We start from the raw sequence: 19,617 nt of genomic DNA, 5'->3' as shown, positions 1-19,617 counted from the left end.
CCATTATTTGCGATAGAATGATAGTTGAGATATTTTGTCTATATTTAACAGACTATGGAGGAAACTATTCTATGATTTATGAAGTAAAGCTGTTAATGGCCCTGCGTTCTCCCGGGGTAAGCCTTTATCAGCTCGAAAAAGCGGAGGATCTCCGGGGGCTCCGGAAAAGGATTTGGCTCTTGGCACTCCTGAGCAGCATTATTTATGCAATAAGTTCCTACTTTGGAATCGGGACAGAATTCATATCAAAAGAGCTGAGCAATCTGTCTGCAGGTGAATTTGAGGCAAGAAAGGGGCTATTTGTTCTTGGAAAGGCAGTCTGGGGGCTGCTGTATGCTGCTATCTACATCTTCCTGCCGGCTTTATATTTCTGGACCCTGACAGATTTGGAATATAAAAAGCTACTAGTGGTGCAGCTTTTTGCTTTTTCCATTCTGCTGATTGAAAAGGCTTTGCTCATCCCGATCAGCCTGACATGGGGAATCTCTCCTTCATCCTCCCCGTTTTCATTGGGCATCCTGGCTCAGTACGCCACATCCAATGGACTGATTGTGCACTTTCTGGGAGCCATAACACTTTTCCAAGTCTGGATCATATATGTTCAAACCTATTGGATCAAGAAGCTGACCGGCAGGAAAGGATGGGTCATATTCCTGATTGTCCTGTCACTCCATATCGTGTTTTGGATCTTAACAGCATTGGGAACACATATCAAAATGGAAAAGATATTTTAAAGGTGTTGAGTGAAATGAAAAGTTGGCAAGCGGGTCTACTGGCAGCAGGTGTTATCGCTTTTACAGGCGCAAATACATACCTGATCACAAAAGAAGACAGTAAAATCGATAAATCAGTTTATATAAGCGAGTGGCAGCGTGCTGCCCAGGGAGATTTAAAAGAGATCCTTTCGAAGCCTGGGGTAGCCATCCCCCAGTCTGAATATCCCGTTTATTTCAGCGAAGAGGACGGAACATTCTCAAAGTTTCTGGTGAAGCCAGGCGATAAAGTAACGCCAGGAACCCCTTTGTACGAATATGAATCGGTCAATCTGGACAGGGACAGGAACAGGATTGAATCCGAAATTGAACAGCTTACAAACCAGATTGACTCGGTCCAGAACCATATTTCCAGCCTGAACAACTATTTATCTGCTCTTGAAGCCGAACAGGCATATACTTCCACTGATGCTGAAAAAGAAGAGAAAGATCTTTCCGTAAGCATCCATGATACAGAAAAAGAAATTCTGCTCCAAGAGCTTGAAGCTGACCTGCTTGAAGACGAAAGAGATAAGTACGAAGAGCAGCTCGATTATGTCAATGAACAAACGGGTGTGATGAGCTATCTGAGCGAAACAGACGGACAGATCGTATCGATAAGCGAAGACCTGGACAATCCAGTGCTCATGATCCGTTCTGAAGCTGCTGCAGTAAAAGGCAAGCTGGATGAGAAGGAGCTGCAGAAGGTTGTTCAGGGCCAGGAAACGGCTGTAGAGTCAGGAACACTTAAAAAGGACTTTACAGGAAGAGTAGCAATTGTCCAAACGATGCCTGAAACACCTTTATCGACTGAAACACAGGCAAGCTATCCATTCACCGTAGAATTGGATCAAGCCCAGGAGAAGCTCGAAAACCTTCACCCGGGAATGCAGCTCAATGTTGAAATCACAACAGGCGAAGCAAAAGATGCTGTTGTGGCTCCTTCTAAAAGTATTATGAAGCAAAATGATAAAGAATATGTCATTGTTCTGAACAGCGTGGGGAAAACAGAAAAACGGGAAGTACAGGAAGGATTGAAGGTCAAAGGCAGCAGCGAGGTTGTCTCAGGACTGGAACAGCAGGAACCGCTGATGCTGCATCCAAAACCTGCAGCTGAAATCAGCCGGGAGTTCTTCACACCATTTACTATGGATAAATTCTACCCAGGTGCACTGAAGCATATGACCAACAGGGAAAAGTTAAAGTATTTCCTTCTTGGTATGTTTAACCGCTAGGACATAAGAAAAGCGCAAGCGCCTTATTCACCCCCGACAAGCACAAGACGATCCTCCCGGAAAGGCGTTCTTTGCCTTTTTGGGAGGTTTGGCTTGTGATCTCGAGGGGGTAGGCGCAGCTGCTAGACAGTAATCCAAGTTAAAAAATATACTTTCTTATCTGCTAAAAAAAAGAACACTCCAGCTGGAGTGTTCTTTTCTTATCTGTCTTTCGCCGTCGAATACCGGATATCGCGCATGACCTTAAGCAATGGCCTGTGATCCTTGCCCATCAGACCGACTTTCTCAGCGAATACTTCGATGAGCAGCAGGAGGACTCCTATCACAACGAATGATCCCCACACCTTAGCCTGGGAAAAGATGACCGCCGTTAGTCCGAAAAATGCAGCCATCGCATATATCAGGATTACTGTCTGGCGATGGGAGTAGCCAAGGCGCAGCAGACAATGGTGAAGATGGGATTTGTCCGGAGCTGATAAAGGCTTTTTCGTGACAATCCTGCGAATAATCGCAAAGAATGTATCAGAAATTGGAACTCCGAGGATAATAACAGGAACGATGAAAGAAATCATGGTTACATTCTTAAATCCAAGCAGTGATAATACAGAAATGATATAGCCAAGGAAAAGGGCTCCTGTATCCCCCATAAATATCTTTGCCGGATGGAAATTGTAAATCAGGAATCCGAGTGTGCTTGCAAGTGTGATGCTTCCGATCGCCACTACATAAGGGTCGCCCATAATGATGGCCATCCCTGAAATAGTAATCAGGGCAATTGATGACACACCTGCTGCCAGGCCATCCAGACCATCAATCAAATTGATGGCATTGGTGATGCCGACAATCCAAAGAATCGTGAGCGGTATGCTCAGCATCCCAAATTCAAGCATGCCTCCGAATGGGAGGTTGACGAACTCAACATGCACGCCTCCCCATATAACAACGATGGCTGCTGCAGCCAGCTGACCGGCAAGCTTAACTTTTGCTGATATTTCGATCATATCATCCAGAACCCCGGTTGCAATGATGATCAGGCTTCCCAGGATGATCGCCATATTGTAAGGTGCTTCAGGCTGGAGAATCAGCAAGCCTGCGATAAAACTTATATAAATGGCAAGGCCGCCCAGCCGGGGCATAATCTTTTGGTGGACCTTCCGCTGGTTGGGCTTGTCTGTAGCGCCAATTTTAAAGGCAAGTTTTTTTACTAAAGGTGTAATAAGAATGGAGGTGATGAAACAAATTAACATGGTCAAGTAAATCATGTAGAGCCTCCTTAATAAATAGCATATCCATTCAGCTTTTATTTTACTATCCAAAAATGATGCATATTTCGTCATTTATTTACACAGATACTATTATTGCCACAATGCATTATAGCACATCAAATTCAATTAATATATTAATTTTTTATTTCTTTTCATGTACTTATACAGGCATGTATGTAATATTTCCAATCTTTCAATATGTAAAACTTCTGACTGCAGACTTCCCCCTCTCTCCTCATCCTCCAATAAATCATTAGACGGAGAAAAAGCAGGCGAGGTTTCAAATTCAGACAGAATTTTATAGAAGATTTTGTCATTCCTGCAAGTATTACTATAATAGGAAAATACATGATATACTAGTAGGGAATTTGCATAAGGAGCGTCCCAATATGCTGACAATGTTAAAGAAATTTGGCGACACAAATGACCGCCGCTTGAAAAAATACAGGAAAATAGTCGAAGAGATAAACAGTTTGGAGCCGAGCTATCAGAAGCTCAGCGACCAGGAACTGCAAAATAAAACAACTGAATTTAAACAACAGCTCTCCAGCGGGGAGAAACTTGAAAATATACGCCCTCATGCCTTTGCTGCAGTCAGGGAAGCTTCAAGAAGGGTGCTTGGGCTCAGGCATTATGATGTGCAGCTTATCGGCGGACTTGTACTGTCTGACGGCAATATTGCTGAAATGCCTACAGGTGAAGGAAAAACCCTGGTAGCATCCCTTCCTTCTTATCTGAGAGCTCTTGAAGGCAAAGGGGTCCATGTCATAACAGTTAATGACTATCTCGCTGCCAGGGACAGAAATCTTGTTGGAAAAATCCATGAATTTCTCGGTCTTACTGTCGGCTTGAATGTACCTATGCTTTCCCCTGAAGAAAAAAAGGCTGCATACCAGGCGGATATCACTTATGGGATTGGAACGGAGTTCGGCTTTGATTACCTGCGGGACAATATGGCAGCGTCGCTTTCCCAGAAAGTTCAGCGTCCGTATCATTATACAATTATAGATGAAGTGGACAGTGTTCTCATAGACGAAGCAAAAACACCGCTTATCGTAGCCGGAAAAATGGAATCGAGCTCAGAGCTTCATTATATTGGTTCAAGACTGGCGAAAAGATTCAAAGCTGATGTGGATTATACATTTGATGTAGAGACGAAGGCGACAAGTTTAACTGAAGAGGGAATCGAAAAAGTTGAAAAAGCCTTTGGGATCGACAATCTTTACGAGCTGGAGCATCAGACGCTGTATCATTATATGATCCAGGCAGTCCGTGCCCATGTGATGTTTGAAAAAGATGTTGACTACATCATTAAAGACGGTGAAATCAAGCTCGTTGATATGTTTACAGGCCGTATCATGGACGGGCGGACATTAAGCGACGGACTCCATCAGGCATTGGAAGCAAAAGAGGGCCTTGAGATTACAGAAGAAAATAAAACTCAGGCATCCATCACCATCCAGAATTACTTCAGGATGTATCCATTGCTTTCCGGTATGACCGGCACAGCTAAAACGGAAGAAAAAGAATTGATGGAAATCTACGGGATGGACGTCATTCAGATTCCGACAAACAAACCGATCATCCGGGAAGATCTTTTAGACAAAGTATATAAAACAGCAGAACAGAAATATAAAGCAATGGTTGAAGAGGTTAAAGGCCGTCACAGCAAGGGGCAGCCTGTCCTCATAGGAACAGCCTCTATCCTGCAGTCGGAAAAGGCTGCTGAGTATTTGAAAAAGGCCGGCCTTTCATTCGAACTCCTTAATGCCAAGACAGTGGAGCAGGAGGTCCGCCTTATTGAAATGGCCGGACAAAAAGGAAGAATAACAATTGCAACCAATATGGCCGGCCGCGGAACGGACATCATGCTCGGTGAGGGAGTCCATGATCTTGGCGGACTTTTTGTACTGGGTACTGAAAAACATGAAAGCCGCAGGGTTGATAACCAGCTGAAAGGAAGATCGGGACGCCAGGGCGATCCCGGGAGCAGCCAATTCTTCATTTCGCTTGAAGACGATATGTTCAGGCGCTTTGCCAAAGAAGATGCGGAGAAGCTTCTTGCCTCTATCCAGGCTGACGGAACCGGGTTGATCCAAGGGAAGAAAATCCATGAATTCGTTGACCGGATTCAAAGGATTGTGGAAGGATCCAACTATTCTATGCGGGAGTACAATCTGAAGCTTGATGATGTGATCAACGAGCAGCGCAATGTCATTTATCATCTACGGAATAAGGCATTGAGCGATGATAATATTCTTCCTGTCATCCTGCCTATGGTCCAATCTGCCGCCGGTAAGCTTATTGCCCATTATGAAGAAGAGGGGATCCAGCAGGAGTCCTTGAATATAAAAGGCCTGGCAGAAGAACTTAATCTGCTGCTAGCGGGTGGATCGATAGACTTGAGTGATGACCAGTATGAGATCCTGGATATCAAAGAAATAGCCGGGCGCAAGATCAAGGACTATCTGGCCTATGCAGGTACACTTGGTGAAGATGAAATGCTGCAGAATGCCCTTAAGCACCTGCTTACTGCCATCATAGACCGCAACTGGATTATTCACCTTGAAAATATGGCCAGGCTTAAAGAAGGAATAGGCATGAGGCATTACCAGCAGGAAGATCCTATGAGACTCTATCAGAAGGAAGGCCTTGAGCTATTTGAAAGCACCTATTTCCTGATAGAAAAAGAAATCAGCCGAAAGCTGGCTGAGATCATCAGATCCATTAGCCAAGACTCATAAACGAGGAGACAAGCCATGTTATCTTTCTTTAAAAAGAATAAACAGGAAAAGCCTGTCAAACAAGGCACTGACAGTACGATATCTTCAAAAGAATTACTGAATGAGACAGGGAATGAAGCGGCTGCAGAAGAGGTGGAAACTGCACTATCCCTCCACCCGGCCACAAATATTACAGCCGAGCAGCAGTATGTTTTAAGGTTCCTTAATAATGAACTGCCTCCCCTTCTGCCCAATCAAATCTCCCTGGCAGGAATTGAGCTGCAGCAGGATGGCGGATCTGTGACAGTTGCCGCATTTGTCCGCAGCAGCCTTTCAAAGGCGGTTGAGTTCAAGAAGACCCACTTATTGCTTGTGGGGCCAGATGAGGAAATTCTAGCACGGAAGGAATTTGATCTTACAGAAATAGGTGAAATACCTGCAAAAAGCAGCCGTCCGTGGAATTTTACTTTTAACAGTTCTGATTTACTGACAGATTCGATCCCTGCAGAAGGCTGGAAGCTTGCTTTTGAAATTCGGAATAATGAGGAGCACAGGCTGGACCTGGATGAGGCCTGGGAGAATAGCTTGAGCAGCAGCGACAAAGAAAAGCTTAAAAAGATGGTTGAGCAAATGGACCCGCCAAAGGTCGGGGAAATCAACTTTATGGGCATCCAGGCAAAAGTTGCTGACAATGAAGATCTGCAAGTCACACTCCTGATCCGGAATGGAAACGACCAGAATGTCATGCTTCAGCAGCTGCCGCTCCAGGTGGAAGACGCCACCTCCGAAGTAATTGCAAAAGGCGGCTTTCAGCTCGACAAGTTTGAACTCAAAGCCAATACAAGCAAACCATGGACATTTATTTTTCCGAAAAGCCTACTATTGAAAGAGAACCCTGACTTAAGCAGCTGGAAGGCTTATCCCCTTCAGCAGCAGGTTCAAACGGAAATTTAAGGTAACCATAAGAAAACCCTCCCTGCCTTCTTTCCCGGCCGGGAGGGTTTTTTCAGCTGACTGTAAGAGAATGCGGTGACTATGGCATGTCCATCAGCACATTTATTGCTATATCCTCCACGGGATGATGGTCAGCATTCTGGCCGAAGATGTCAGGCTGCAGCTCTTAACCTTATGGTTTTTTTCACACGCATTTGTATTAAAAAATATTCAAATAAAAGAAAATGAGCACCCATTTAAAATAGGTACTCATCCCCGGCCACAACCATTTATAGTAGTTTACAAAACAGGTTTGTTACATATTTATTTTAACATATAACTTATCATATACAAGTTAAAATATGAAAATATTAGTCCTTATACCATAAAAATGAAATAGGGCCGCAGCTGATGATTACTGGGATTTAACAAGATTTTCAAGTCCGTCTCCTCATGAGGGAAAGAATAAAGCGGCTTTGTTTCAAAGCCGCTTTCCATCACTTATTTCAGATGTACTTTCAGCTTATAAGGCTTAATGGTGGCCCCTCGGAAATAATCATTTACTTTGATTTGATAGGTTCCTTTTTTCAGGTTCACGCTCAGTACCTCTGCATCTCCCTCAGGATAAAAATCAGCAGATGATACCAGCTTTCCATTCTGATAAAGAGCAATTTTTCCGTCAGATTCTATTCCGGTTTCCAGCTTGATTCTTCCGCTGCTGTCCTTTTTGAGGGTAAACTCATACCAGTCTTCATCTCCATTTGGCACGCCCGCATTCAAAAATCCGCTGGCCTCCCACATATTGCCCTTTTGCTTCAGTTTAACCGGCTTAGAGGCAATATTGTTCCGGACCTTGTTTCCTGCATCTTCATCCTTCTTATTTGTCGAGGCCAATGTCAGCTTATACGGGACAAGGCTTAACGGAACAGCAGAATCTGTGAAGCTGGAGAGGGCCAGAATATAGTTCTTGCCTTTTTCCGCTTTAAAAGAACCAAACGTGTTTCCATAATCAATGCCTTTTTCGATATATTGGATATAATTATACTCTTCTTCATCCACTTTTCGGTTCTTATTCTTGTCTTCAATGACTGCAACAAATCCATAGAAGCTGCCAAGCAGTTCCTTCGGATATTTCTTCAGGCTTGCCGGCACCTCTTCTTTTTCCAATGTGATTCCATAGATTTGTTCTGATTTGGATTGCAGATAGAATACATCCTGGTCACCCGGCATCGCAAAGTTTCCTTGGACCGTCATGCCAGGCAGATCTTTCACCTTTTCCATCTTATCATTATCCTCATACTTATCCTGAGGATTTTTTACAATCAGCTTTGAAGTGAACTGGAATGGAGAAAAAGAAATCTGATTGCTATAGTAATTTGTATTCACTTTAACCAGATAATTTTCACCTTTTTTCAAGCCGGTATACAGAGATTTATCTGTATCAATGAACATATTATAGCTGATATTTGATCCAATCTGATTCAGATACGTATGCTCTGTTCCTTCTTCATCCTTTTCCTTCACAACCTGATAGATTTCAAGCATCGGTATGTCAGTGCTGTTCAGCATACTAAACTGGTAAATGCCTGTCTCTGACGGTTCGAGCTTAAACCAGTCTTCATCCTCGAACGTCTGCAGGTATCCTGAAGCCGTCCCTCCGATTTTATATGGCAGAGCCATCTCTTGTATTGCTGCCACATAATTTTCGTAAGAATCCTCTTCCGCTGCTGCACGGAAGATATTCCGTTTCTGTTCCAGTGTGCCCAAGCCGCTGCTGGCAGATCCGACTTTCTCTTCAGTGCTTCCTTCATCATAGAATGGCAGGCCGTCTTCATCCGGAGGAAGAACTTTTCCTTCAATCTTCACTGAATACGGATAAATGGAAGATTCTATTTCATTATCCTCTTCGAACAGCTCATAGTTCATATAGTAATCATATATTCCATAGTAATTGCTTTTTTTGCTGGAAGTTTTGATTAGATACTCCATGCCAGGATCCGCTGTAAAGGTAAGGACCTCCCCTTCACCGCGCCCTTTCGAATTGACATAATGCATAGGCTCAACAGGTTCCTCGCCTTCAAGGAGTTCATAGATATACTGTTCCTTCTCCTCCTCGCTCATCTCCCCCATATCCCCGGGGAAGATCATGTCAAGAGGATACACGCTGATGGTTGAGTCTATTCCGGCAACACCTGTCGACGTAATTTTAATCACCTGCTGCTCTTCCCCTTCAGCTTTGAAGCTTAAATAGTCATCATCTCCGTTTTCGCCTATGAAGGTCAGGCTTTTCTTGGAGTCATAAGGCAGAGTATCCACTTTTAATGGATTCGCCGCTGTCGACTCGTCCTCCGGAAGGACCGTAAGCTTTTCCACACTCAGCTCGTATTGCGAAAGCTTTTTAGCCGAATCATCATAGCTTCCATTTGCATCTTTTACGCCAATTGCCACAGTTCCTGTGAAAGGCGCTTTTACCAGCTTTCCTTCCGTTTTATTTTCTCTTACTTTATTAACATCTATTATTTCTTTCCCGCCTTTTGGAGAATAGAAATGGATCATCATTTTATAATCATACTGGCTGGAACCGAGCAGGGAAGCCTGGATGTATTCTCCCTCTTTTACATTGAACTTGATCCACTTTTCTTCATTAGGCTTGGTTAAGGCCCCTTTTTTCACAATTTTTTTGCTGCTGTCTATGGTTTCTGCAGCCGTCTGTACTTCTTTTGGCGTTTTTGCTTTATTCACAATGGAAGGAACCTTCTTGATATCAAATTGAAGCGCCTTAACCGGGTTGATTAGACCGCTTCCGAACTTAACATCGTAGCCTGCTGTTCCAAGATCATCGGCCGTGTGCTCCAGGATATATTCGACCTGGGACGGGGTGAGATTTGGATGCTTGGACAAAAGAAGTGACGCAGCTGCAGCTACCATCGGTGAGGCCATTGATGTTCCGCTCAGCGTTCTGAAGGTTGACTTCTTCTCCGGCTCGTAGATGGTGCTGTATACATCAGCCCCAGGTGCAGCTACATCAATCGATGGGCCATAGGAAGAAAAGTCTCCTATTTTTTTGTACTTATCTACGGCAGATACGCTGATGACCCCTTCATAAGCCGCAGGGTAGCTGATGGTATCATCACCGGTATTCCCGGCAGCCGCCACAATGGTAATATTTTTTGCGAGAGCTTTTTTCACAGCCTCCTCAATGATTGGTGACTTCATCGGGCCGCCAAGGCTCATGTTGATCACTTTGGCACCACTTTTGACAGCCTGCATAATGCCCTGGGCAATTGCATAGTCGGAAGCACCCCAGCCCCTGTCAAACACATCGATCGGCAGAATTTGAGCATTCGGATTTATCCCATATGCACCTATTCCATTATCTTTTTTGCCGGCAATGATCCCAGCAACATGTGTCCCGTGAAAATCTGGCATTCCCGGATTCATTGGATTGACCGTATTATAGCTTGACAGGAGCTGTCCCTTCAAATCAGGATGGCTGCTGTCAACACCCTGGTCAATGACTGCTACCTTTACTTTATTTTTACCGGCAAGTTTCTGGGCTTTTTCTGCTTGAAGCATTGTTAAATGATAAGACTCCCCAAGCTTAGGATCCTGAAGCCCGAGAGGCTTGTACATAACAGCAGGGCTGACCGACTGGACCTTGCTGTTTTTTTGATATTTGCCAATCACTTCATGAAGCTTCTTTTTATCCTGAACCTTGACCACTGAATAGTTTAAATCAGCTATCTGTTTTATCACAATTGAACCCATCCGCTTGTGCTCTGCCGCTGAGATGGTTCCCTTATATTTAATAATAAGCGTATCTTCACTGACCAGCTGCTTTTCCCCGGCTTCCAGCTTGTCCTTAAGCAGTCGATGATCTTTCAAGCTTGAAGCGATGCTGACCTTTTGGCCCCCGTTAGATTCTGCAAGCACGTTAACCGGAGCAATAACTGCACCCGCCAGCAAACCTGCACTCAGCCCAATCGAGGCAAAGCTTTTCTTCCATTCTCCCATCACTCTTCCCCCTAATAGCTTCTGATTTCTTCTAAACTCTCAACCCTGAATCTGCGCAAAACAGGAATACAAGATTCTTATAAAAAGCTTCATCAGCAGTAAACTGCACAATAGTAAATATATACATACTAAACCAATATATTCCTACTATATAGACGGATGGAAATGAAAAATGTTTCATTTTAAAAATATTGTTATCAGAGAATGGATAGTGAGCGCCGGGCTGCTTTGTTCCGCTCTGCACTTAATAGTACTTTCTAAAAAAAAGAAGCACCCGAATGGATGCCTTCTTATTTATTCATAGCCGTTTCACTGCTATTTTCTTTCAGCTGTGCATATTTGAAATTTTTGATCTGCTCTCTCATATTGCTGATTTTCTGGTCGTATTCTGCCAGGGTTTTAATGCTGTTCCCCTTGCTCATTTCGTCAAGCATCCAATCGTTTACATAGGGGAAGTAATGCGATCTGTCCATATAATTGGATACATTGAAGGTTATCTCTGATTCATCCTGGAAATCATAAACTTCCACATTTCCTAAAGAATCAAGTTCTTTAAAGATATCCTTCTTGACCTGAAGCCTGTCTGCTGTAATAACTGGCTTCCCTTCATCTACAACCACATGCCGTGTGATTGGATATGGTGTATAAAAAAAGGTGAATTCTATATCCGGATGCTTCTTTGCCATGGACAGCATGTTGGTCCGGAAGCTTTCCATATAGCTCTCTGTATTATGCGATGCGGCCGGCGGAGCGGATATTCCTTCCAGCTGCTCCTTCATCCCGCTGACTGTAAGAGGCGGCCTTTTCTCACCAAATTTGTAATAGGACCGCGGATCAGCATCCATATTCACTTTATCTTGGTTATGATACTGATAGTCTATTTTCTTCAAGGCATCATAGCTGAGCAGGTACGGCAGATCATTGATGATATTTCTGTCATAAAGATATTCGGGAAAAGTAGCATCCTTCCTGTCAGGTTCGCCTGCCAGAGAATCATAATTGATTTCCCAATAAATCTTTTTAATGTCCTTTGATTTGACGGCGAGCTCTGCAGCTTTTTTCTGCTCATGAGCCGAAGACCCGGATATGGAGGCATTGAGGGATGCTGCATCGAGCTTCCTGTCGATGGTTTCCTCCTTGAAATTATGCGCCATTGAGGTACCGATAAACACGGTATCATAATCGAGATTGCGGATCATCCCTGCCATTTGGTATCTCATATTAAAATTTTTTATGAATGTACGTTTATAGATGCCTTCTTTGTGGTAGTAGACATAAGGATCTGATACATATACCAGTCCCATCAGAATGACAGCCAGGACAATAAATATAAGAGAGAAACCTGTTATAAATCGCTTATACGACATTTCCACTGTCATTGCTCCTTAAAAGTTGAAATATAGGAATTCAGAGATTTTGCCGAGCTGAAGGATCGACACAATTGAAATGATGGCCAGAAAAACCATATTGAACGCTGAAGGCTTGAATCTGTGCATCATTTCAAAGGAATTATGTCTTAAAGTCACAATGAATAAGGCCAATATAATCATGATGAAGCTCGGAAACGTGTAAAACATAGCCCTGTCCGGCATGAGGTTCAGCCCTGTCAACGGCTCGAGCACTGCTGCAGCTCTTGTCGGCAGCTCAAAATTGATGAACCCAAACATGATTTTCAGCATAAGGACAGCCTGAGCAAAGCTTTCGGCCCGGAAAAACACCCAAGCCATATTGACAAAATTGAAGGTGATAAACCAGGCGAGGATTGCCGGCATCTTGAAGCCCTTCCTGCTCCACCACCTGTATACCACAGAGGCAGCCCCGTGAAGGAATCCCCAAAAGATGAAGGTCCACCCTGCCCCATGCCAAAAACCGCTCACTAAAAAGATGATCATAATATTGATATAAGTCCTGAACGGCCCTTTTCTATTCCCGCCAAGCGGAAAGTAGATATAGTGCGTCAGGAAACGGCCCAGCGTCATATGCCATCTCCGCCAAAAATCCTGGATATTAAGAGACTTATACGGAGAATTGAAATTAATAGGGAGCCTGATATTGAAAAGCAGGGCAGCACCCGCAGCCATATCGCAATAGCCGCTGAAGTCAAAATAAAGCTGGAACGTATAAGATAAGGAGACGATCCATGACTCCGCAAAATTCAATTCGGAAATCCTGCTGTAGCCATCATTGGCCCATACTGAAAAAGAATCGGCAATCATGACTTTTTTGAATAGTCCAATCCCGAAAATAAAAAGGCCAAGTGCTATATTCTTCGCCTGAAGGCGGCCGCTTCCCTCTTTATGGAACTCTGACATAATTTCACTGTGGTGCACAATCGGACCGGCAATCAGCTGCGGGAAAAAGCTCACAAAAACCATATATTCATGCAGTTTATAGCCCTTCGTTTCATAGCGGTAGCTGTCAACCAGATAGGCGATCTGCTGAAAGGTAAAAAAGCTTATGGCAAGCGGAAGAGCCAGATGAAGCAGCGGGAATGCATCTCCTGCAAATGTATTGAGAGAGGATAGGAAGAAGTCTGTGTATTTAAAATAGCCGAGCAGGCCGGCATTGAATACAATTCCCAGGGTCAATACAATCTTTCTTTTCTTGATCTCTTCCATTCCCCCAAGACAGGTCCCTATTGCAAAGTTAACCAGCATGGATATCAAAATCAGCGGCAGATAGCTTATGTTCCACCAGGCATAGAAAAACAGGGAAGCTGCGACAATCCACAACTTGGCTGCTGTCCCTTGCTTCATATAGTGAAGAAAAAAATATCCCAAAAAAGCAATTGGCAAAAAATAAAAAATGAATTCATAAGAATTGAAAAGCAATTTGCCTGCACCTCTGTTAAGTTGTAAGTTTTACTGGTCAATTATACTAGATATAAAGGCAGTTGTCATACTTTGCCGAAAAATGCTACGATTCCTATGCTCGTTGATAAAGCCTGCTTAAAAAGCTTTCTCATCAATGCGCTAAAACATTTAAGGAGGCTGTAATGCACTTAAGAAAACTATTTTTTACGGTGTTGATAGGATTTATTTTCACTCTTGCCCTCCTGGAGGAAGAGGCTTCAGCCAAGAAGCTGCTGGATGCCCCCCATATAAAACAATTGCCGGAGCTGCCAAGGGGCTGTGAGGTGACAAGCCTTGCCATGATGCTGCTGGATGCAGGTGCCAAAGCGGATAAAATGACATTGGCCAAGCAGATCAAAAAGGTTCCATTTAAACAGAACGGGCTCCACGGAAATCCATACGACGGCTTCGTTGGAAACATGTATACATATTCCCTTCCCGGCTACGGCGTATATAACGGCCCTATAGCAGAGCTTGCAGAAGATTATCTGCCAGGAAGAACCGTTAATTTAACAGGGCTTTATCCTTCTTACATATATAAAATGATAGATAAGGGTTCTACAGTCTGGGTCATTACCAACTCACGCTTCAGAGCGCTTCCCACTTCGCAATTTCAGACATGGAACACCAGCACAGGGAAGGTCAGCATTACATACAGAGAGCACAGTGTTCTGGTGACAGGCTATGATTCACAGTATGTGTATATCAATGACCCGCTCTATAAAACCAAAAACCGGGCGGTCAGCCGTAAAAACTTTGAAGCTTCCTGGGTGCAGATGGGCAGACAGGCGATCAGCTATTATCCTAAGAACCAACATTTTTTTGCCGATACAATTGGACATTGGGCAGAAAATGAGATTAATAGATTTTCAGAGCTTGAATACATAAACGGCTATAAGAATGGATTGTTCAAACCAAATGACAGCATTACACGCAGCCAGCAGGCCATCATGACAGCACGGGTGCTCAATCTTCCTCTCGAGAACAGGAAGATTCCTTCGTTTAGAGATCTTTCAGTTACGAATACAGAGTACAAAGCTGTTTCAGCACTTGTAGAAGAAGGGATCCTCCAGGACGGGGCAGCCTTTTCCGGCACGAATGCCCTGACCCGGGCAGAGATGAGCAAGATATTAACAATGGCATTTAAGCTCCCGCTGTCTGGAACAAAGCAATTTACTGATGTTTCGGATGCAAGCTGGGCACTGCCATATATACAAACGATTTATGAGTACGGTATCACTTCCGGCTATTCTAATGGCACCTTCAAGCCTAACGACCAGGTGACAAGAGCACAGTTTTCCGTCTTCCTGACCCGAGCGATGGAAAAACTGTGGTTTACAGATATATATAAGCATTGGGCAAGGGATGATATCAGCATGCTGAAGAGAGAAGGAATCATAAAAGGTGAAAGCAACGGCTCCTTCAGGCCGAATGCCAGCATCTCAAGAGCGGAAGCAGCAGTCATGCTGGACAGGTCAATTGACCTCCCTGAAGCGGGCGGGTTCCAGGCAGCCTTTAAGGACCTCCCTGCGAATCATTTTTCTTACAGTTCCGTGATGAAGCTTGTCCAGGCTGGCATTCTATCAGACTCTGAAGCTTTCAGGCCATATGACGAAATGTCCAGGCAAGAATTCGCCAGGGTTATTGCCCTGGGGTACAAGTTAAACTACACGCCCGCCGATCCCGTGTTCACCGATGTTCCGCCCGATCATGGATTTTATGAGGCGATTCAGGCATTGGCACAGAATAATATCACAAAAGGGAATGGCAGCGGCCAATTCTCCCCCGGAAGCTCGATTACAAGAGCGGAATTCGCAAGTCTCCTGGCGCGCGCCTTTAGGAAATAAAAAAAGGAACACCTCTATTATATTTGGGAGGTGTTCCTTTTTTAGGTTTTTTTATGTTGCTGCAGTCTATTTCCGGCTGGGCCAGCTGCTTAGCAGAGCATTAACGACCGGCTTATCTGCTTAAAATCCTGTACAGGAATAATGCATACTGTCCTCTGTTTACCGTGTCGCCAGGCCGGAAGGTATTGTCTTTAAACCCTTCTGTCACCTTATTGGCAATCAAAGACCCCACTGCTTCGTAAGCAAAGCTTGAAGGAGGCATATCAGAGAATCGGATAGGGGCATTGCCTGTCAGCTTAAAGGCCCTTTGGAGTATTACGGCCATTTCAGCCCTGGTCAGGTTGGCATTCGGATCAAATAGATTTCCTTCCTTTCCTTTTATCACTCCTGCAGCTGCGACAGCTGAGATTTCCTTGGCATAACGGTATTCCTTCGGTACATCCGCAAAGCCTGCGTATGGGGCATTGGCAGTATCCAGCTTAAGTGCCCTTGCTATCAGCAGCGCTGCATCCAGCCTTGTTAATGATGCTCCCGGCCTGAAAGTTCCATCATTATATCCATTAATGATTCTCCCATCTGTCAGGAAAGCAACAGAATCAAAGTATGGTGAACTGTAGCCGACATCGGAGAACTTGGCCAGCTCTTCCACTACAGTGATCGGGATTTGCTTCACTGCGTTCCCATAAGAAGCTGTTATCACTCCGGTTCCCGCTGTCGTTGCTTTTACTATATTCCCAGAGACTTCACCGATTGTACTGCTCAGTTTCAGTTTGGAAGGATCTTTCGGAAGCGGATTATAAAATTGGTCAAGAACACTGGTTATATTGACAGCTAAAGATGATCCTTTCACAATTTCCCCTGAAGCGGATAATGCCGCATTCAAGAATTTTGGCTCTGAAAGAGGAGCTGTGCTGATTGCCTGAAGGGAAGTGGATACAGCCCTTTCCCTGCCATCAGACGGCTTATTCATCAGTGTGGCCAAGTCATTGCCGTTTTTGCGGGCGATGATGGCCGTACTCCCGCCTCCATCCAAATTAAGAGCTTTATAGGCTCCCAGCTTCACAAGATATTGAGCGAACTCGGTAAGGTTCATCCCCTTGCTTTCTGCTAGCCTTCCATCCACAGTCACCAGGAATACTTTACTCATCGTTTTATCGATGGCTACAGCGGTTCGGGGGGCCCTTTCCCTTGCCCTTGTGCTGTTAGGATCCATCCCCAGATCGACCTTGCCATTATTGACAAGAAGCGGGCCGCTCGCCAGCATATATTCAGAGTTCTTCCATTTATCATCAATATTGATGGCAATCTCTACGGTATCACCGGGCTTCATTTCTTTTAACGCCGGCAGGCTCGTACCGTGGGCAGAAAGAACAAATCCGTCTTCCGGGATTTTGGTGTTCGTGATGTCGCCGTGTGCGCGGATCTGGCTGACTGTGCCTGTAATCACATCACCGAACTCAAGGTCCCTGTTTTTAGAAGCATTGGAGAAGACGACTTCCATCCCATATTGGTTTGTATTCGTATAGCCGTTTGCGTATTCCGGCGTAAACAAAATAAGGTCATCATAATTCCTTATTTTATTCATGCTGGTAATATTCACTGTACGATTATTATGAACAGCAGACATCGAAAGATTGAAAGACTCAATCTGCGGCTTGCCCTGACTGTTGATGCCAAAAGCCACCGGCTTGTTGACATACTGATCAGAGCCTGTAGCGATGATCCCTGTATTCATTACTTTATTACGGTATGAAATCAAGTACATCGGCAACTTTGTGCTCATGTCAAAAAACGATCCATTAACCGCACCTACCACACGATTTCCTTCTCTATGATTAAGCTTCGCCTGAGCAGAAACAGTTGAGATTGTATTGAGCGGCAAAGGTATGGAAAGATCAAGCTTTGTATATGGATCTGCCATATTTACTTCAAGAAATTTAATAGATTGATTATAGGAATTAATAACCTCACGATTTTCCTTATACTTCACTCCAGGTGAAACCTGGAATTGTTCAGCCTCTGCGGCCGAGGCAGCCATGCCCGGAGCCAGGAAGGAACCAGCCTGTACAGCAAGCGCGAATGACAAACAAACAGAAATCAACTTCTTTTTATTTAACACAATTTGCCCCCTTGATTTATAAAATGTACCAATTTATGTATCTACCATATAGTTTTACCATATTTTCATAGATTTTGTCGATTGAACTCGGAAGAAAACAATTGGTATATTATGGTTCTACAAGCGCAATATGATGTCAAAAAAAAAAGCCGCATCGGCGGCTTCTTTCTTGTTACTGAACTTTTACATTTAAAGTAAGAGTTGTTGTGTTGTTAGACTGATCTGTAAACGGAGCCTCCAGAACATAATTTCCGGCAGGAATAACATCATATTTTGGGTGATCGATCAGCTTCCATTTGCCGTCCGTATGAGTCAATGTCCCCCAGTTGGCTCCTATGCCAGCTTTCACAGACTCTACATCTGTGCTTTTCAGCGTCACTTCAACCTGTGTTGCAGAAATGCTGTCGACAACTGTCATTTCCATAGCATTAAGATTAGCAGTACCGTTCGATGCAGGAAGAACAACTGAGGCAGCAGTGCCCCCATTAAAATCGAAAACTGCCGGAGCTGTTACGCCTTCAAGCGTGATAGAACCAACACCTGCTGCCGGCGGCGCAAAATCAAATGCGGTTTCCACGTCATCAACATACAGCCATCCCTGCTTCCCTGCCAAATCGTTATGTTCTACTGTTAACGTCTTGCGGTCTGCCGATAAACTCAATTTTGAAGGCTTTAACTCCATGACGAAGTCACCAGCGAGCTCAACATCTACATAGAAAAGGCTATATACATCTTTAGCAGTATAGTCCTCAGGAGCGGCTTCATCCAAAGCTATAGTAAATGAAGTGGAATTAATTACAGTGACTTCCTCAGCAAGCGGCATGTACATATTCTCAAATACCGCTTCGTAGGTTTTATATAGCAAGTTAACGAACTCGCCCCTCGTAATCTTCAAGTTGGTTCCGAATGAATCTTTTGTTTTCCCGTTTGTAATTTCAGCACCGTAAATGGCTTCAATATAAGGGCCGAAGACACCAACAGCATCCGTGAATGGAGTGTCAGCCGCAAAATCCTCCAGTCCAAAACCGAGCACAAGAATCTTCGCCATAGCTCCTCTTGAAAGCGGTTCGTTCGGAGCAAATGTCTTTTTATCTTTTCCAGAAATGATGCCTTCAGCAGCTAAAGCGTTGACAGCGCCTTCAATCCTTGGAATTAAATCCGTAAATCCTGCATCAGGTGCATTGTTTGTATCTAAATCCAGGGCATTAGCCATGATGACTGCAGCATCGCCTCTGGTAAGGTTCAGATTTGTGCCAAACTCAGTATCAGACTTCCCCTTAATAATGTCCGCTAAATAGAAAAAGGTAACTGCTTCATCATAATTAGAGCTGACATCCTTAAAATTATGAAATTCTGATGCTGAAGCTGCCGGAGCAACTGCTGCTACTGCTATTGCAGCAGTTGTACCTGCAGCAGCAAATTTTTGAAATGCGTTTGCCATGTTCTTGTTTCCTCCTGTTAGAAACTATATAAGTATGATTGCGCCCTCGTGCTTTATATAAGCATAAAAGGGTTTGCAATGATATCTTAACAAATTTAAAGATTTTGTAATACATGTAAATAATACCTATTATTTATTCCAGTATTCTCTCGGATTAATTAATTATGGCAAAAAAAAAGACAGTTCATTATAATCTTGAACTGCCTAAGCTTAGCTGGAGGTATCACTTCTGTTTCCAGAATCCAGCGGAAAAATTTCAATTAGTTTTTTTTGGAGATCCTTGATAAATTCTTCTGTCGAAAGCTGGCTGTCGCTTGTCCCGCTCTTATGCGCCTCTTTCAATATATCAAAGAAGTATTTTTGTTTTTCAGACATTTCCATATACCTTCCAATTCGTAATATCTATTACTATAAAGGAACAGCGCGGCAGTGTAAA

Annotated in this window: 12 protein-coding genes; 5 read left to right on the top strand and 7 right to left on the bottom strand. The window is 43.9% G+C overall.

Going from position 1 to position 19,617, the window contains the following annotated elements; all coding sequences use genetic code 11:
- The first annotated feature begins 71 nt into the window (after positions 1 to 71).
- Both Q9R36_RS16755 and Q9R36_RS16750 read left to right on the top strand, forming a co-directional pair.
- Positions 72 to 734, top strand: coding sequence for a hypothetical protein (locus Q9R36_RS16755; RefSeq protein ID WP_311225564.1), 663 nt, complete (start codon positions 72 to 74; stop codon positions 732 to 734).
- A 14-nt stretch (positions 735 to 748) separates the two neighbouring features.
- Positions 749 to 1,987 (top strand): efflux RND transporter periplasmic adaptor subunit, encoded by a 1,239-nt coding sequence (locus Q9R36_RS16750; RefSeq protein ID WP_311225563.1) that lies wholly within the window; start codon positions 749 to 751, stop codon positions 1,985 to 1,987.
- Positions 1,988 to 2,187: 200 nt separating this feature from the next.
- On the opposite strand, the gene Q9R36_RS16745 is transcribed toward Q9R36_RS16750, so the two are convergent.
- On the bottom strand, positions 2,188 to 3,249 hold the full coding sequence (locus tag Q9R36_RS16745) for a glycosyltransferase family 4 protein (RefSeq protein ID WP_022544412.1): 1,062 nt from the start codon (positions 3,247 to 3,249) through the stop codon (positions 2,188 to 2,190).
- A 392-nt stretch (positions 3,250 to 3,641) separates the two neighbouring features.
- Between Q9R36_RS16745 and secA2 the strand changes: the two genes are divergently transcribed.
- Complete coding sequence (gene secA2, locus Q9R36_RS16740) at positions 3,642 to 5,996, top strand: accessory Sec system translocase SecA2 (RefSeq protein WP_311225562.1); 2,355 nt, start codon at positions 3,642 to 3,644, stop codon at positions 5,994 to 5,996.
- Positions 5,997 to 6,011: 15 nt separating this feature from the next.
- Complete coding sequence (locus tag Q9R36_RS16735; protein WP_148974093.1) at positions 6,012 to 6,929, top strand: accessory Sec system S-layer assembly protein; 918 nt, start codon at positions 6,012 to 6,014, stop codon at positions 6,927 to 6,929.
- Positions 6,930 to 7,409: 480 nt separating this feature from the next.
- Here Q9R36_RS16735 and Q9R36_RS16730 read toward each other — a convergent pair whose 3' ends face one another.
- The 3 genes from Q9R36_RS16730 to Q9R36_RS16720 form a co-directional block, all read right to left on the bottom strand.
- Entirely contained in the window at positions 7,410 to 10,922 is a 3,513-nt protein-coding gene (locus Q9R36_RS16730) for a S8 family serine peptidase (protein WP_311225561.1), read from the bottom strand.
- A gap of 290 nt (positions 10,923 to 11,212) precedes the next feature.
- Positions 11,213 to 12,295, bottom strand: a complete 1,083-nt coding sequence (locus tag Q9R36_RS16725; protein ID WP_311225560.1) for a hypothetical protein — start codon at positions 12,293 to 12,295, stop codon at positions 11,213 to 11,215.
- A gap of 12 nt (positions 12,296 to 12,307) precedes the next feature.
- Entirely contained in the window at positions 12,308 to 13,753 is a 1,446-nt protein-coding gene (locus Q9R36_RS16720; RefSeq protein ID WP_306009861.1) for an MBOAT family O-acyltransferase, read from the bottom strand.
- Positions 13,754 to 13,917: 164 nt separating this feature from the next.
- Here Q9R36_RS16720 and Q9R36_RS26160 point away from each other — a divergent pair, with 164 nt between their 5' ends.
- On the top strand, positions 13,918 to 15,621 hold the full coding sequence (locus Q9R36_RS26160) for an S-layer homology domain-containing protein (protein WP_396137118.1): 1,704 nt from the start codon (positions 13,918 to 13,920) through the stop codon (positions 15,619 to 15,621).
- 112 nt (positions 15,622 to 15,733) lie between these two features.
- On the opposite strand, the gene Q9R36_RS16705 is transcribed toward Q9R36_RS26160, so the two are convergent.
- The 3 genes from Q9R36_RS16705 to Q9R36_RS16695 all read right to left on the bottom strand — a co-directional run bounded on the left by Q9R36_RS16705 (position 15,734) and on the right by Q9R36_RS16695 (position 19,556).
- A complete protein-coding gene (locus tag Q9R36_RS16705; RefSeq protein ID WP_311225559.1) occupies positions 15,734 to 17,740 on the bottom strand; it encodes a phosphodiester glycosidase family protein in 2,007 nt (668 codons plus the stop codon).
- Positions 17,741 to 17,912: 172 nt separating this feature from the next.
- Positions 17,913 to 19,181 (bottom strand): S-layer homology domain-containing protein, encoded by a 1,269-nt coding sequence (locus Q9R36_RS16700; protein WP_009792950.1) that lies wholly within the window; start codon positions 19,179 to 19,181, stop codon positions 17,913 to 17,915.
- Positions 19,182 to 19,391: 210 nt separating this feature from the next.
- Entirely contained in the window at positions 19,392 to 19,556 is a 165-nt protein-coding gene (locus tag Q9R36_RS16695) for a YwzD family small protein (RefSeq protein ID WP_156917022.1), read from the bottom strand.
- Positions 19,557 to 19,617 lie beyond the last annotated feature (61 nt).

The sequence above is a fragment of the Bacillus sp. AG4(2022) genome (assembly GCF_031844465.1).
Classification (GTDB): Bacteria; Bacillota; Bacilli; order Bacillales; family Cytobacillaceae; genus Bacillus_AB; species Bacillus_AB infantis.
This window is presented reverse-complemented; position numbering and strand designations above follow the sequence as displayed.

Bases quoted from the DNA above. Each gene is read 5' to 3' on its own strand.
- Q9R36_RS16755 (WP_311225564.1), top strand. From the start codon at position 72: ATGATTTATGAAGTAAAGCTGTTAATGGCCCTGCGTTCTCCCGGGGTA.
- Q9R36_RS16750 (WP_311225563.1), top strand. From the start codon at position 749: ATGAAAAGTTGGCAAGCGGGTCTACTGGCAGCAGGTGTTATCGCTTTT.
- Q9R36_RS16745 (WP_022544412.1), bottom strand. From the start codon at position 3,249: ATGATTTACTTGACCATGTTAATTTGTTTCATCACCTCCATTCTTATT.
- secA2 (WP_311225562.1), top strand. From the start codon at position 3,642: ATGCTGACAATGTTAAAGAAATTTGGCGACACAAATGACCGCCGCTTG.
- Q9R36_RS16735 (WP_148974093.1), top strand. From the start codon at position 6,012: ATGTTATCTTTCTTTAAAAAGAATAAACAGGAAAAGCCTGTCAAACAA.
- Q9R36_RS16730 (WP_311225561.1), bottom strand. From the start codon at position 10,922: ATGGGAGAATGGAAGAAAAGCTTTGCCTCGATTGGGCTGAGTGCAGGT.
- Q9R36_RS26160 (WP_396137118.1), top strand. From the start codon at position 13,918: ATGCACTTAAGAAAACTATTTTTTACGGTGTTGATAGGATTTATTTTC.
- Q9R36_RS16700 (WP_009792950.1), bottom strand. From the start codon at position 19,181: ATGGCAAACGCATTTCAAAAATTTGCTGCTGCAGGTACAACTGCTGCA.
- Q9R36_RS16695 (WP_156917022.1), bottom strand. From the start codon at position 19,556: ATGTCTGAAAAACAAAAATACTTCTTTGATATATTGAAAGAGGCGCAT.